A 14,408-nucleotide genomic window follows, 5' to 3' on the forward strand; every position below is an offset into this window, starting at 1 on the left:
AACCTTCGCATGCGACTAAGCGAGACCTGAGATGTATGACTATGACCTAGTGATTGTCGGAGGCGGTCTCGTCGGCGGCAGTCTGGCGTGCGCCTTGAGTCGCGCGCCGCTCAAGGTGGCCCTCATCGAGGCCGTGCCGCCGCGCTCGGATCAGCAGCCGAGCTACGACGAGCGGGTCATTGCGCTCTCACTTGGGAGTCGGCGCATCTTCGATGCCATGGGTGTCTGGCCGGAGATCGAGCCGGAGGCGGAGCCGATCTGCGATATTCATGTCTCCGATCGCGGTCATTGCGGCTTCAGCCGACTGAGCCATCGGGAGGAGGGCGTCGATGCCTTGGGCTATGTCGCTCCGGCGCGCGCCATGGGGCAGGCGATCTATTCAGCGCTCCGATATGCGCCAAACGTGGAGGTCTTTTGCCCGGCTCAGCTCCATGGCTACCAAGTGAGTGCGGCCGGCGTCGACCTCGATCTCGAGACCGAGGACGCGAGGCTCAGTCTCCATGCCAAGCTCCTCGTGGCGGCGGATGGCGGCGATTCCGCCGTGCGACGCGGCTTGTCGCTGAAGAGCGAAGAGCGCGCCTATGGCCACGACGCCGTCATCACGACGGTGACACCGGATCGGCCGCGACGCGGCTGGGCCTTCGAGCGCTTTAGCGATTCAGGCCCCCTGGCCATGCTGCCGATGACGCGCGGGCGCTATTCGGTCGTCTGGACCTGTCGTGAGTCGGAAACGGCCGAGATCCTCGGTCTCTCGGATGCGGCCTTCCTGCAGCGTCTGCAGGCCCGTTTCGGCTATCGGCTGGGTCGTCTCGGCGAGGTGGCACCCCGCCGCGCATACCCCCTCAAGCTGTTGCTCACACGCGACGCGGTTCAGGAGCGTCTGGTGCTGATCGGCAATGCCGCCCATACCCTGCATCCCGTGGCGGGGCAGGGGTTCAACCTCGGGCTGCGCGACGTTGCGGCCCTCGCGGAGGTCCTGGTCGAGTCTGCCGCCAGGGGCGGCGATGTCGGCGCCGCTTCGGTCCTCGCTGATTATCAAAAATGGCGTCGGCGCGACCAGGTCGGAACGGCGCGTCTGACGGACACACTCGCTCGGCTCTTCGTGCTCCCCTGGTGGCCGGTTCGCGTCGGGCGCAATCTCGGCATGCTGGGTCTGGACCTGATTCCGGCCGTGCGGCATGGAGTCGCTGAGCGTTTCATGGGGCTGAGCGGCCCTTTGCCGCGGCTCGCCCGAGGATTGTCGCTGGAGGGTCGTCATGTCTGATGCTGCGCGGGACTTCGATGTTGTCGTCGTCGGTGGCGGCATGGTGGGCGCCGCCTTCGCGGCGGCTTTGTCCGGCAAAGGGCTGAGCATCGCGGTGATCGAGGCCCGCGAACCGGCTCGCGATTGGCCCGAGGGGGAGATCGACCTGCGCGTCTCCGCGCTCAGTCGGGCCAGTCAGCGCATCCTCGAGCGGCTGGACATTTGGTCGCGCGTTCAAGTGCTCGGCAGCAGTCCCTATCGGCACATGCATGTCTGGGATGCCGTTGGCGGTGGCGAGATCCATTTCGATAGCGAGTCCGTCGGGCAGGCCGATCTCGGGCACATCGTCGAGAACCGTGTGATTCAGCTCGCGCTCTGGGAGTCGCTCGAGCAACTCGATGACGTCACCCTCTTTTGCCCTGGCGCGATCTCGGATATCGAGCGTGAGCGCGGGCGCTCGCACTTACTCTTCACGGACGGACGCGCCATCGAATGCGGGCTCTTGGTCGGTGCGGACGGGCGCGATTCGCTGGTGCGCTCGCTCGCGGGCATCGAGACCGAGGGCTGGGACTATGGTCAGCGTGCCATCGTGGCAAACGTCAGGCCCGCCGAGTGGCATCAAGAGACGGCCTGGCAACGTTTCCTGCCGACGGGGCCGCTCGCCCTGCTGCCGCTTGCCGACGGGCGCTGCTCCATCGTGTGGTCAGCAACCGACGCACGGGCCGCAGCGCTGATGGCATTGGATGATCAAGACTTCTCCAATGCCCTGACCGATGCCTTCGAGGCGCGTTTGGGCCGGCTGACGGTCGAGGGGCCGCGGGCCGCCGTGCCGCTGCGGCTGCAGCACGCCAAGCACTATGTCCAGCATGGCCTGGCACTCATCGGGGATGCTGCGCACGCGATCCATCCCTTGGCCGGGCAGGGTGTCAATCTCGGATTCCTGGACGCCGCCGAGCTGGTCGTTGCGCTTGAGCACGCCATTGGCTGTGGCCGCGACATCGGTGGACTCTGGGCGTTGCGTCGCTATGAACGGTCGCGGCGCGGCGACAACATGCTGATGCTGGCCGCCATGGATGCCTTCAAGCGCCTCTTCAGTAACGATCATCCTGCGATCTCTGCCGTGCGCAGCCTGGGGCTCGAGGTGACCGACCGCGTCAAGCCCGTGAAGCGTCTCTTCATGACGCGTGCTCTAGGTCTGGGCGTCGATCTGCCGCCGTTGGCCGCGCCCTAGGAGCCTGTCCGACTTAGGATGAATCGGCTGCGGAATCGGGAGAACGGTCCCTTTCGCCCCGCTTTTCGTTACATAGAACCACTATGCGCCTCAAAACCGGAACGAAATGGCCTCGCTCTCCCACTTCCTCGCTTCGATCCCCCAAGTCGGACAGGCTCCTAGAATCCTTGAGGGCGCAAAATGCTTGCAGATGAGTCAAATTTCGACGAAGTGTCCGACCATCCAAGGCCGCCGGTATCGGGATCGGGATCGGTATCGAACCGACGATAGCCATCCCGATGGCATGACGCGTCGGTCTGAGGCGAAGCCTCGCGAGTCATCTGGTGATCAGTCGCTTGCATCCATGCACGGATTTTTTCGATTTGGATGGGTCCCGGCTTTTGGTTAGTCTTTCCGGCCGCGGGGGCAAGCGTCCAGGGGGCACGTCGACGCCTCGATCGATACTGAGACGATTTCATGGCCAAAATTCCAGAGCTGCAAGGTCTGCGAGTGCGCCTACCGCCGCCAATTTTTCTACAAGCCCTAGAAGCAGATAGGGGCTGGCATCCATGAGTACGACGACCTCGCCGAATGCACGGTTGTCGTGCTTTAGGCGCAGGCTGACTTCAGGGCCGAGGAGCGAGGAGATTTGCCGGCCCGGCGCCGTCCCTGATCCTTGCCTCGCGCTCCAGCCAGCCGTAACCCTGACCCAGTGAGGATAACCATGTCAGTAAAGAATGCCTTCTACGCCCAGTCCGGCGGTGTCACCGCGGTCATCAACGCCTCCGCCTGCGGCGTCATCGAGACGGCGCGCCGGCACAGCGACCAAATCGCCAACGTTTATGCCGGCCGCAACGGCATCATCGGTGCCCTGACCGAGGAGCTGATCGACACCAGTCAGGAATCGGACGAGGCCATCGCCGCCCTGCGCTATACGCCCTCCGGCGCCTTCGGGTCTTGCCGCTACAAGCTCAAGAGTCTCGAGGCGAACAAGCGCGAGTACGAGCGCCTGATCGAGGTCTTCAAGGCCCACAATATCGGCTACTTCTTCTACAACGGCGGCGGTGATTCAGCCGATACTTGCTACAAGGTCTCCCAGCTTTCCGAGAAGCTGGGCTATCCCGTCCAAGCCATTCATGTGCCCAAGACGGTGGACAACGACCTGCCGATCACGGACAACTGCCCGGGCTTTGGCTCCGTCGCCAAGTACATCGCGACCTCGGCGCTCGAGGCCTCCTTTGACGTCCGCTCCATGGCCAAAACCTCCACCAAGATCTTCGTGTTGGAGGTGATGGGGCGCCACGCCGGCTGGATCGCGGCCGCGGGCGGCTTGATCGAAGACCACAACATCCCCGTCCTCATCCTCTTCCCCGAGATCGAGTTCGATCAGGAACGCTTCCTCGCGGCGGTCAAGGCCAAGGTGGAGTCATCCGGCTTCTGCACCATTGTCGTCTCTGAAGGCGCCAAGTATCCGGACGGCCGTTTCCTCGCCGAGCAAGGCACCCGTGACGCCTTCGGTCACGCTCAGTTGGGAGGTGCCGCGCCCGTGGTCGCCAACATGATCAAAGACGTGACGGGCTACAAATTCCACTGGGCCGTCGCCGACTATCTCCAACGGGCCGCGCGGCATCTGGCCTCCAAGACCGATGTCGAGCAGGCCTATGCGATGGGGCGCTCCGCGGTCGAGTTCGCACTCGCGGGGCATAGCGCCGTCATGCCCACGGTCAAGCGCACCAGCAATGACCCCTATGCCTGGGAGGTCGGCGAGGCACCGCTCTCCGAAGTGGCCAATGTCGAGAAGTTCATGCCGAGCGAGTTCATCTCGGAGGATGGCTTCGGGATTACAGCGGCCTGCAAGGAATATCTGATTCCGCTGATCCAGGGTGAGGACTATCCGCCCTTCGAGCATGGTCTGCCGAAGTACGTGACCCTCAAGAACGCCGCCGTTGATCGTAAGCTCGAACCTTTCGAGGTCTGAGCCCCGCAGCGCGAGGTGGCTTCCGCCACCCCCTTGCTGTCTGAGAGGCTTTCTGACAAACCTCGGGACGACTTTAGTCGCCCTTGGTCCTGGCAGGAGGGCGAATGAATTCGCCCCTACAGCTCGGGCGATTGCAATATTCAGACAGCCTCTGAGCGAACGCTCCCTAGCAAGAGCCGTTGAAACTCATAGGAACACGAAGAGAATCCCTGCCGGCTGTATTCGAAGGATTGAGATTCTCAAAGGGATTTTGGAATACAATTACAGGCTAAGAAAGCGTCCATCAACAACTTCCCCCCTTTCGCAAAGGGGGGGTAGGGGGGATTTCGGGCGGCATCGCTCGCGTCGGGAAACAATTGATGGACACTTTCTAAACGTCTAGAGGCTAAACGTCGCGATGGGCCCGTCAGGGCCTTTTTTCGTTGTGCTCGACCCCTGCGAGCCGCGTGGCGATGGACTTTTTTGAACCGAATCGAGGCTAACTTCATGGATCTATCCAAGGTTTCCCGGGGTGACAATGTCCCTCATGTCCTGAACGTCATTATCGAGATTCCGGCCCATGCCGAGCCGGTCAAGTACGAGATGGACAAGGAGACGGGCGCCATGTTCGTGGACCGTTTCATGTCGACCGCCATGCACTACCCGTGCAACTATGGCTATGTGCCGCATACCCTGTCTTCGGATGGCGACCCGGTCGACGTCTTGGTGGTCACGCCTTATCCACTGATTCCGGGCTCTGTTATCAAGTGCCGCCCCATCGGGGTGCTCACCATGACCGACGAGTCAGGTGACGATGCCAAGATCCTCGCGCTGCCGGTCGACGCGCTCTACAAGGGCTCTAGAAACGTCGAGAGCTTCCGCGACATGCCGCAGCATCTGCTGGACCAAATCGCACATTTCTTCGAGCACTATAAGGACCTGGACGAGGGAAAATGGGTCCGCGTCGGTGGTTGGGGCGGTCGCGAGGAGGCCTGCCAGGAGATCATGGAGAGCGTCAAGATGTTCGAGGACGCGCCGGAGAAGCCAGCCTTCTGATGTCGCTCACGCATTTCGATCAGCGCGGTGAGGCCCACATGGTGGATGTGGGCGACAAGGCGGTGACGCGGCGGCGCGCGGTGGCCGAGGGCCGCATACGCATGGATGCCGCGACACTGGCCTTGATCCAGCAAGGGGGGCACAAGAAGGGTGATGTGCTGGCCATTGCTCGGATTGCCGGCATCATGGCTGCAAAGCGCACCTCTGATCTCGTGCCGCTCTGTCACCCGCTCAGCCTGACACGGGTTGCGATCGATCTCGATGCCCGGGAAGGGGAGTCCGGCGTCTACTGTCGCGCGACGGTCGAGACACAGGGGCAGACTGGCGTTGAGATGGAGGCCCTATGCGCGGTTCAGGTGAGTCTGCTCACCATCTATGACATGTGCAAGGCGCTTGATCGCGGCATGGAGATGACCGATGTCCGGCTGGTGGAAAAGCTGGGTGGGCGCTCCGGGCACTGGACGCGCGAGCCGGCGCAAGCGTCTTGCTGAAGTCGAAGCGACCCTTGAGCCCTTGCGCAGCACTGCGATTGCCAGATGTTCTCTGCCCATCAGTGCTGGCTGAGTCCGGATCCTACACCTGCTCACTGGTACCTGACTGCCCCTTTGGAATGACATGAATCCCTTCTACCAAGGTGCTCGATTCCTCACTGCGGCGGCCAAGCTGGAGCAATGCCCGGACGACCGCGGGCGTGAGGTTGCCTTCGCTGGCCGCTCGAATGCGGGAAAGTCCAGTGCCATCAACGCCGTCTGTCATCAGAAGGCGTTGGCGCGGACCAGTAAGACGCCGGGCCGAACGCAGCAGATCATCTTTTTCCAACTCGATGAGACTCGGCGGATCGTCGATCTGCCAGGTTACGGCTATGCGAAGGTTGCGATCTCTGTGAAACAGCAGTGGCAGCAGCAGCTGTCACGCTACCTCGAGTTCCGTGAGTCGCTCGCGGGGCTCGTCATCGTCATGGATATCCGTCATCCCCTCACGGAATACGATCGTCAAATGCTGGCCTGGGGGCGGCGCGGCGATTTCGATATCCTGCTGCTGCTGACGAAGGCGGACAAGCTCAAGCGCGGCGCGGCGCGCGCCGCTCAGCTCGCGGTTGAGCGCGAAGTCGCTCGGGATGCCGGGGCCGAGAAGCCGGTTGGTGTCGCGCTCTTTTCCGCGTCGGAGCGACAGGGCGTGGAGGCTGTCCAGGACAGGCTCGATCGCTGGCTCGAGGTCGACTGAAGCTTCGGCGCGGGGCGCGCGGTGATCGTCTCCCCCGCAAGCGTCTGCGCTATCTGGGTCAGTGGTCAGTGGTCAGAGATTGGTTTTAATGGCTTCACGATGCCGGTTGCTGGGCCTTGCTTGCCTGTCATTCCTCGCCTAGGAGCATCTCAGCGCGTCCAGTGCGATCAGCAAATCGGGTTGTCTAGCGCCTGGTGCCGAGTCGAACTGCGCTGGGATGAAAAATTCGAGCCTGGAAGTTCGCAGTAACAACAGCCAGCTTGGGGAACCCCACCGCAACGCCCCCCTGTCAGCCATCGGCGAGGCTTCGCCTCAGACCGACGAGGCATGCCATCGGGATCGCTATCGGAATCGGTATCGCTATCGTCGGTTCGATCCCGATCCCGACGGCCTTGGATGGTCGGACGCTGCATCGAAATTTGGCTCACCTGCAAGCGTTTTGCGGCCTCAAGGATTCTAGTCTGTGGCGAGCGGGTGGCCTTCTGGTTCGAATTGCTGGCACTCTGCATCGATTACCCCGCCGCCTTGAATGAAATAAACCCCGTCAGCGCAAACTGCACGCCCATGGCCAGCACGATTAGGCCCATGAGGCGGGTCACCATGTCGCGCCCGAAGCTATTACCCTTGGAGGAGCCAAGCCGCGCGAACAGCCACATCGTGAGCCAGGCAATCAGGGTCGCCACGCCAACCGCGACCAGCGCCGTGATGGGAAAGGCCGAGGGCGTATGGGAGACTGCTAAGGAAATAACGGCGGTGATGGTGCCCGGACTCGCTGCAAACAGGATGACGGGTGCGAGCGAGGAGTCCGTGCCCGTCTCGGTTGCAGACGCAGTGGACGAGGACGCCTTGCCCCCGCCGCTGAGCATTGAGAAACCCATCCAGGCCAGGACGCCGCCGCCCGCCACCAAGAACGCATTGAGAGAAATGCCAAAGAGTTGCAACAAGCGCATTCCGAAGAGGGCCGCCAACACGAGGATCGTCAGAATGACCAGTGCTGCCCGCGTTGCGTCGGCCAGTGGTCGGGGATGGGATTGGGCGGCCTCAACCTGGGCCAACATGAGACCGCAGATTGCCGGGTTGACGACCGACAGCACCGTGACGATGGCTTGCAGATGATCGGTAAAGGTGGCTAGCGAAAGGGCTGGTGCAAGCAAGGCTTGAAGCTGATCCATGACGTCATTCCCACAATGTTTCGCGCATGCAAGCGACGATGAATGTCAGCGGCACGGCTGTCTGATGCTAGATGCCGCTGAGCGCATCCTTCACCGAGTCCTAGCGAGGCTTCGCCTCAGACCGACGAGGCATGGCCATCGGGATCGGAATCGGTATCGCTATCGTCGGTTCGATCCCGATCCCGATCCCGATCCCGATCCCGATCCCGATCCCGATCCCGATCCCGACGGCCTTGGATGGTCGGACGCTTCATCGAAATTTGACTTATCTGCAAGCATTTTGCGCCCTCAAGGATGCTAGGTCAGGGCAACGGGCAAAGCCTGAGGCTCAACCGATGCGGGCTCACGCTTGCGCGAGCCCAACATGATCGAACCCAGGCCCCGTTAGGGGATGTATCCAGGGGCGTTGGGTCCCAGGTTCTTTTCACCCTCGACGGCTTCCTCGTAGGGGTCGCCGGTTGCATAGGCCTCATCACCCGGCATGCCAGTCTCGTTGATCCGGGTGTCGAGTACGCTGTCGCCCACGACGCTTCCATTATCGAGGTCAACGCCCTCGACGACGACCTGATCGCCACAGCCCGAGACCAGCAGGCATACCAGGGTAACCCCGAGACGCCCAACCGATCGCGGCTGAGATGGAGTGAAGTCAGGATTCATGGATACTCCGCTCAGTTGAGCTGATCAAAGATGCAGTCGAGGGCCGGCTGATTGGTGTCGGTCGGATAGAAGCCGTTGATGTCGGTAGTGTAGGTGGACTGGTCGACCTCGCCCGCGTACAGCTTGCTGGTTTCGTCGATGAAATAGACGTCATCGCCGTTGACATCAAGCAGATAATTGATGGGCTGGTTGCCGATCTTGAGCTTGCCGCAGTTGGCGTCCACCTTGTCCAAAAAGGCGTTGCTCGCCGCGCCCTCGGGCGCGAGCATGCCGTCGCCGCAGCCGGACAGGCCGAACAATGCGATCGCTGTGGAGAGGATGATGCGTTTCATTGCTGTTTCCATGATGCTTGGTTTTTTCAGTTGTCAGTTGTCAGTTGTCAGTTGTCAGTTGTCAGTCTTAAATTGCGCCCAGCTCTGGACGCGGTTTTCCTGGTCGCGAACCTCTCGCTTCGTGACCCAGGCGATGAAGCTCTAGCTTCACGCTGCCGGTTGCGGGGCCTTGCCTGACATTCCTCGTCTCGGACCAGGTCTGAGCCGCGCCCGCAGCGCAGTCCACCCGCAACGGTGCGGGATTCGCTGGACTTCGCGCTCGCTCGTCCACCCCCGGTCCAACTGGACAACCAAGGCTCAACTCGGTCTTGGACCAGACGATGCTCGAGGCCCTTGAGTTTATGTTGTTTGGCCTCTTGAAACACAGCGTTCTGACGAAGCGGGCGCACGGATGAGGGCGCTGATTGATTGGAGGTTCCGGCCAAGCGGCGATGCGACTCGTTCGCTCGATCTGCACCCGCAGTGGGCTGATGGTGTCCAGGTGTAGGTCGCGCGGCGGGAAGGCGATGCCGATTTCGTGGCACAGCCGTGCTGCGTCGCCTGTGCTCTGAATCTGCCAGCCTGCGACGGTGAATACTCAGTCACTGTCCATGAACTACCTGCCGATTTGTTCCCTACCCTCTGTCCACAAGCTCATCACCTATCGTTTTTTTGTGTAGCCAGGGCTTCTAGCCCTGGCAAACCAGGCCAGGATGGCCTGGCTACGCAGGCTTGGAGCGGCTGTTCCGGTTGATTTCGGGAAACCGATAGGTGTTGAGGTCCACAAGGCGGGAAGTAGAATTTGGACGTCCTCTTAGAAACCCGGCCTTGATCATCGTCTCGCCCAAGACCGATCAAAGCACTCGGCTAAAGCAAGTGTTATTTGAAAAATCAGAGTCTTAATTGACTTGCTGAGGTTGCATCACGGCAGGTGGGCCGAACGATGATCAAGGCCAGAAACCCGAAGCCGGAAGGGCGCCTAGCCTAGCGCAAAGCTCCGATGCTACTTTCCATAACCTCTGCCGGATGGTCCATAACCTCTGCCGGATGGTATTGTGCCTGCAATGCCGCCAATCCATCCCACCGAGCGACTTTCCTAGACCACTGAATGAAAACCCTACGCGTTCTCTCCTGGTTTCTGCTGGCGGTGGTTTTGCTTGTGGCGGGCGCCATCGGCTATTCGCCGTTCTATCTGCAGGCGCACAAGGCGGACCTGGAAGCCGCGGCGGCTGATGCCCTTGGGCGACCGGTCGCGATCGACAGCGTGGCGCTGGGCTGGTTGCTGCATCCACGGCCGGGTCTTTCGATCGCGCTGAACGGGCTGCGGGTGTCGAATCCAGACTGGGACACCGAGCGGACGCTGGGGCCGCACCTGCTGGAGGCCGAGCGAGTCGATGTGACATGGCAGCTGCGCGCCCTGTTGCAGCGACAGGTCCGCATCGACCAACTGGTGATCCGTGGTGCGCGCTTGATGCTCCAGAAGACCGCCGATGGCCGCGACAACTGGCAACTTGGCACCAGTAAAGGCAAGGGTGCCGACAAGATCAGCCTGCGGATTCCGACGCTGCAGCTGATCGATTCGCAGATCACCTTTGCGTCCCCAACGTCAAGGGTGCGACGCGCCGATATTACGCGGCTTCAGCTCGACGGGCTGGGCGCCGAACCTTTGGTCCTCCAGGCCGAACTGGTGATCAATCAGACGCCGCTGACGGTCAGCGCTCGCGCGGGTGCCGCGGATGCGCCGACCGGCGCCCGCTGGCCCTTCCAGATCGAGGCGCAGAGCGGCGAGACCCGCGTCGAGCTGAATGGCAGCGCCCCCGCGCCCTTCGCGACCACCGGGCTGGATGCCAAGCTCCAGATGCAGGGGCCGACGCTGAGTCCCTTGGGGCAAATCGCCGGGATCGATGGGCTGCCGGCGGGGCCCTTTCGGCTCGACACGGGCCTGAGCTGGGACGGTGAGACCCTGCAGGTCAGTGCGATCAACGGCTCATCGGAGGCCGATGTCCTGCCCGCGCCGCTGACCATCAGCGATGGCGAGATCAGCGTCCCCTTGGATGGCCTCTGGTCCCTGGGGATGACAGGGACGCTCGGCGATCGGCCGGGGACGCTGCAACTGACGCCGGTCGCCAAGCCCAAAGCCGGTGATCAGACTGCCGGCGCCCTGGCGATCAAGGCAAGGCTCGCCGAAGGCCGCTTCGACGGTGAGCTGCGGCCGGCATCGGGTGATGCCCGGGCGCAGCTCAGCGGCAAACTCGAGGTCGGGACGCTCACCTTGGCCGACGGCGCGCAGGATAAGGTTTCTGCGCCCCATGCAAATGGAACCTCGGGGCCTGCGGCAACCAAGACCAAGGCGGCTGGCGCCCCGACCTGGGCCGACAGGCCGCTGCCGTTTTCGGCGCTGACCCGGCTCGATGCGGACCTGGATCTCGCCGTTCAGGCCCTGACCTGGCAGCGGATCACCATGCGCGGACTGCAGGCTCGGGCCAAACTCCGCGATGGCCGGCTGCAGCTCGACGGGGTCAGGCTGGCGCTGCCCGGATTGACCCTCAGGGGCCAGGCGCGCGTCGACGTCGGCCCCAGGGTACCCACGCTCAAACTCGAACTGAACACGGACCGCATCGACCTGGCGCAGGCCCGCTCGATGCTGAGCGAGGGCTCGAAGTTGGGCGGCAGCATCCTCGGCTTGAGCCTTGACGCCGAGGCCAGCGGCACGACTCCGGCGACACTCATCCATGCCCTGAACGGCACCCTGGAGGCCAAATCGGTCCGGCTGCTGCCGCCCGCCAAGCGGGGTCAAAGGGCCAAGGCAATCGAGTTCACCGGCCCCACGCTGCGCATTGATAGCGGCCAGGCGGTGAGGTTCAAGACTCGCTTAGCGCGGGCCAGTCAGGACCGGTCCCTAGAGGCCGTCGACCTGGCGCTGACCGGCGGAACACTGGCCGACCTGCTACCCGGGGGACGGTCCTGGCCGCGGATCGACGTCATTGCCCAGACCCGAATAGACGAGCGTCGGCTGAACATCCGAGGTCATCTGGGGCCGCTCGCGGCCATCCGCACCGGCCGCGACTTGATGCTCGACCTGATGGTCGACTTGGGCCTGACCGATAATGCCGGCCGAACCGAGGCCTTAACTGGCGCCCTAACCGGCACGCTCGCCCGATTCGATGGTCTCGCGGGAAGCCGATTCCAGGCGCAGTTCAGCGGGGAGAGCCTGGCGGCCTTGCATCCCGGACTACCCGCGCAACCCTTCTCGGCGCAGGCGCGCCTCCAGGGCCAGGCCCACCAGATCGAGCTACTGGACCTGAAGGCAAGCAGCGCCGGCAGTGATGTCGCCGGGCAGGTCCGCATCGGCCTCGGCGAGCCTGTGCGAATCGACGCCACGCTGAACGCTGACACACTCGACCTGAGCCCGTTCTTGGCCAAGCACACGAACTCGGCCGACGCCTTGACCGGGACGCAGGGCAGCGGCGCCCCCCGATTCGGGCGCGACAATCGCGGTGAGCAAGCGCTGCCGTTGGAGCGACTGAAGGCCTTCGACGGTTCACTCGAACTGAGCGCCGGTCGCATCGACCTCGGCGACTTCGCCATCGACAATGGCAGGCTCGATGCGCGCATCGACGCCGGACATTTGCTGCTGTCGGCCGATGGCGCTCAGGGTGGCCTGTCATTCGATCTGGAGTTGCGGCCTGGACAGACCGACTGGCGGTTCGATCTGCACCACAAGGGTAAGTTCGACCTCGGCCGGCTGATCAAGACGAGAAATCAACAGGCACTCTCCAGCGTACCCGTCGCCCTCGAGATCCGCATGAACGCTGTCGGTGCCTCCGTCCCTAAGCTGCTGCGTACCGCCGATGGGCGCATAGAGCTGATCCTGGGTGCCGGGCAGTTGGACAGAAAGACATCCCAACTGCCCTTCGGGGGCCTTGTGGTCAGCCTGCTCGACACCGTCAATCCGACCCAGCTCGTCCCGGTCCGCGTCCGCAAGGACCTCCTCAACCTCGAATGCGCGGTGCTGGAGTTCGATATCGCCGACGGCATCGCCACCAGCAAGCACGGGTTGGCACTGCAAACCGACAAGCTCAATGTGCTGGGCGGTGGCGCCATCAAGCTGGAGACGGGTGAGATCGAGCTGCGTTTCAAGACCGTCAAACGCAACGGGGTTGGACTCAGCCTGCTTGGGATCGCCGACCGTTTTGTCGTCGTCGACGGTACGCTGAAGTCCCCCCGCGCCACCGTCGACCGCGGTGATCTGTTCGTCGAAAGCGCCGCCGCCTGGGCCACTGGTGGCCTGAGTCTGGTGGCGGATCAGATCATCCAGCGTCTGACCTCCTTCGGTAGCCCCTGCGAAACGGTGCTGCGGCGGGATGCATCGGACCCCCAACCCTGAGCGGGCGCGGCGGCCTTCACTTGTCGCCTGACCAAGAATTCGGCACCGACACGGCTTGCACGCACTCTGTGCATGTGCGATCCCTTGATCGCCCGAGTCATTCGCCAAGCTGATCCCATGTCTATGCGAACCCTGCGTCAGATCCATCAGGCAGGCAGACAAGGAATGGCTGGAATAGAGAGGCCGCAGGGCTTCAGCTGTCGATGCAAGAGACGCTGCGGCGCCTGATTCGTGAGAAACGACAACAGTCGACGCAGCAAAGCATCGGGATCGCTATCGGGATCGGAATCGCTATCGTCGGTTCGATCCCGATCCCGATCCCGATCCCGATCCCGATTCCGATTCCGATTCCGACGGCCTTGGATGGTCGGACGCTTCATCGAAATTTGACTCATCTGCGAGCATTTTGCGCCCTCAAGGATCCTAGTGGCCTCTACGATGATTTCCAGACAGCCTCTAAGGCTCCCAATTGGGTGCAGGCGCACGACTCGAACTTTCGGAGGAGCCTGATGGGCTGTGGCTTTGCGTCGTTCGCCCTTGTCCCCCGACGGAGATGGCGAGCTTTGCCGCCATGATCAAGGCACTCTCCTGCGGAGCACCGCGCCGGCTGGAAGAGTTCGATACCGCAACGCTGCTGGCGCCTGAGCGTGGCTCTGCTCAATGAAGTCCCTCGACACCAAGGTTCTCGCGGACCTTGCGCAGGCGCTGTCTGCGCTGCTCGGCATTGAGCACGTCACTATCGAAGATCGGGAAGCGGTTGCAGGGATCCCGCGTGTTCTGGGCCATGCAGGCAGCCCGTCAGGAGCCCTTGATAATCCCCGGCCCGATTGCCGGACTCCATGCCGGCAATCGGACCCCGCAGGGATTGGTTTTACCAGACCTGTCCTGGGTTGTTCTCAAGCTGCCGCATCACCGCCTCCGTGGCCTTCTGCAGGCTCAGCGACTCGGCTCGTTGGCGCGGTGGCCATTCTTGCAGGCTCTTCATGTGCTCGGCGATAATCCCCTGTGCCGGCACCAGGGTCCACATCTTCTGCGCTAAGAACTTGCGGCCCATATAGCCCCATTCATGGGACAGGGGGTCGAAGCGTTCCATGGGGTCGGCCTTGATCATCGGTTGGTCCACTGTTGCTAAGCCGCCACAAGGGTGAGGTAAGGCTGCCTCACCGGGCGCGGTCGTCGTTGCGCCGGTCG

11 protein-coding genes and 1 pseudogene are annotated in these 14,408 nt (G+C 62.7%); 7 read left to right on the plus strand and 5 right to left on the minus strand.

Annotation, left to right across the window (positions count from 1 at the left end; all coding sequences use genetic code 11):
- Positions 1-31: 31 nt before the first annotated feature.
- The 6 genes from ubiH to yihA all read left to right on the plus strand — a co-directional run bounded on the left by ubiH (position 32) and on the right by yihA (position 6,690).
- Positions 32-1,264, plus strand: a complete 1,233-nt coding sequence (gene ubiH / locus G3480_RS13430) for a 2-octaprenyl-6-methoxyphenyl hydroxylase (protein ID WP_164654401.1) — start codon at positions 32-34, stop codon at positions 1,262-1,264.
- Complete coding sequence (locus tag G3480_RS13435; RefSeq protein ID WP_164654402.1) at positions 1,257-2,474, plus strand: UbiH/UbiF/VisC/COQ6 family ubiquinone biosynthesis hydroxylase; 1,218 nt, start codon at positions 1,257-1,259, stop codon at positions 2,472-2,474. The genes ubiH and G3480_RS13435 overlap by 8 nt, the downstream gene beginning before the upstream one ends.
- 703 nt (positions 2,475-3,177) lie before the next feature.
- Complete coding sequence (locus tag G3480_RS13440; RefSeq protein ID WP_164654403.1) at positions 3,178-4,431, plus strand: 6-phosphofructokinase; 1,254 nt, start codon at positions 3,178-3,180, stop codon at positions 4,429-4,431.
- 486 nt (positions 4,432-4,917) lie between these two features.
- The gene (gene ppa, locus G3480_RS13445; RefSeq protein ID WP_164654404.1) at positions 4,918-5,466 is read left to right on the plus strand and encodes an inorganic diphosphatase; all 549 of its coding nucleotides are present in this window, start codon (positions 4,918-4,920) and stop codon (positions 5,464-5,466) included.
- Complete coding sequence (gene moaC / locus G3480_RS13450) at positions 5,463-5,957, plus strand: cyclic pyranopterin monophosphate synthase MoaC (protein ID WP_164654412.1); 495 nt, start codon at positions 5,463-5,465, stop codon at positions 5,955-5,957. The genes ppa and moaC overlap by 4 nt, the downstream gene beginning before the upstream one ends.
- Positions 5,958-6,081: 124 nt before the next feature.
- Positions 6,082-6,690 (plus strand): ribosome biogenesis GTP-binding protein YihA/YsxC, encoded by a 609-nt coding sequence (gene yihA, locus G3480_RS13455; RefSeq protein ID WP_164654405.1) that lies wholly within the window; start codon positions 6,082-6,084, stop codon positions 6,688-6,690.
- Positions 6,691-7,202: 512 nt separating this feature from the next.
- On the opposite strand, the gene G3480_RS13460 is transcribed toward yihA, so the two are convergent.
- The 3 genes from G3480_RS13460 to G3480_RS13470 form a co-directional block, all read right to left on the minus strand.
- The gene (locus G3480_RS13460) at positions 7,203-7,862 is read right to left on the minus strand and encodes a MarC family protein (protein ID WP_164654406.1); all 660 of its coding nucleotides are present in this window, start codon (positions 7,860-7,862) and stop codon (positions 7,203-7,205) included.
- Positions 7,863-8,246: 384 nt separating this feature from the next.
- On the minus strand, positions 8,247-8,519 hold the full coding sequence (locus tag G3480_RS13465; RefSeq protein WP_164654407.1) for a hypothetical protein: 273 nt from the start codon (positions 8,517-8,519) through the stop codon (positions 8,247-8,249).
- A gap of 11 nt (positions 8,520-8,530) precedes the next feature.
- Entirely contained in the window at positions 8,531-8,851 is a 321-nt protein-coding gene (locus G3480_RS13470; RefSeq protein WP_164654408.1) for a hypothetical protein, read from the minus strand.
- 1,087 nt (positions 8,852-9,938) lie between these two features.
- On the opposite strand from G3480_RS13470, the gene G3480_RS13475 reads away from it, so the two are divergent.
- Positions 9,939-13,217, plus strand: a complete 3,279-nt coding sequence (locus tag G3480_RS13475; RefSeq protein WP_164654409.1) for an AsmA family protein — start codon at positions 9,939-9,941, stop codon at positions 13,215-13,217.
- 657 nt (positions 13,218-13,874) lie between these two features.
- Here G3480_RS13475 and G3480_RS28975 read toward each other — a convergent pair.
- Entirely contained in the window at positions 13,875-14,003 is a 129-nt protein-coding gene (locus G3480_RS28975) for a hypothetical protein (protein WP_276611705.1), read from the minus strand.
- An 85-nt stretch (positions 14,004-14,088) separates the two neighbouring features.
- Positions 14,089-14,408 (minus strand): annotated as a pseudogene (locus G3480_RS13480) (hypothetical protein); the annotation flags it as partial.

Source organism: Thiorhodococcus mannitoliphagus, from assembly GCF_010915725.1.
Classification (GTDB): Bacteria; Pseudomonadota; Gammaproteobacteria; order Chromatiales; family Chromatiaceae; genus Thiorhodococcus; species Thiorhodococcus mannitoliphagus.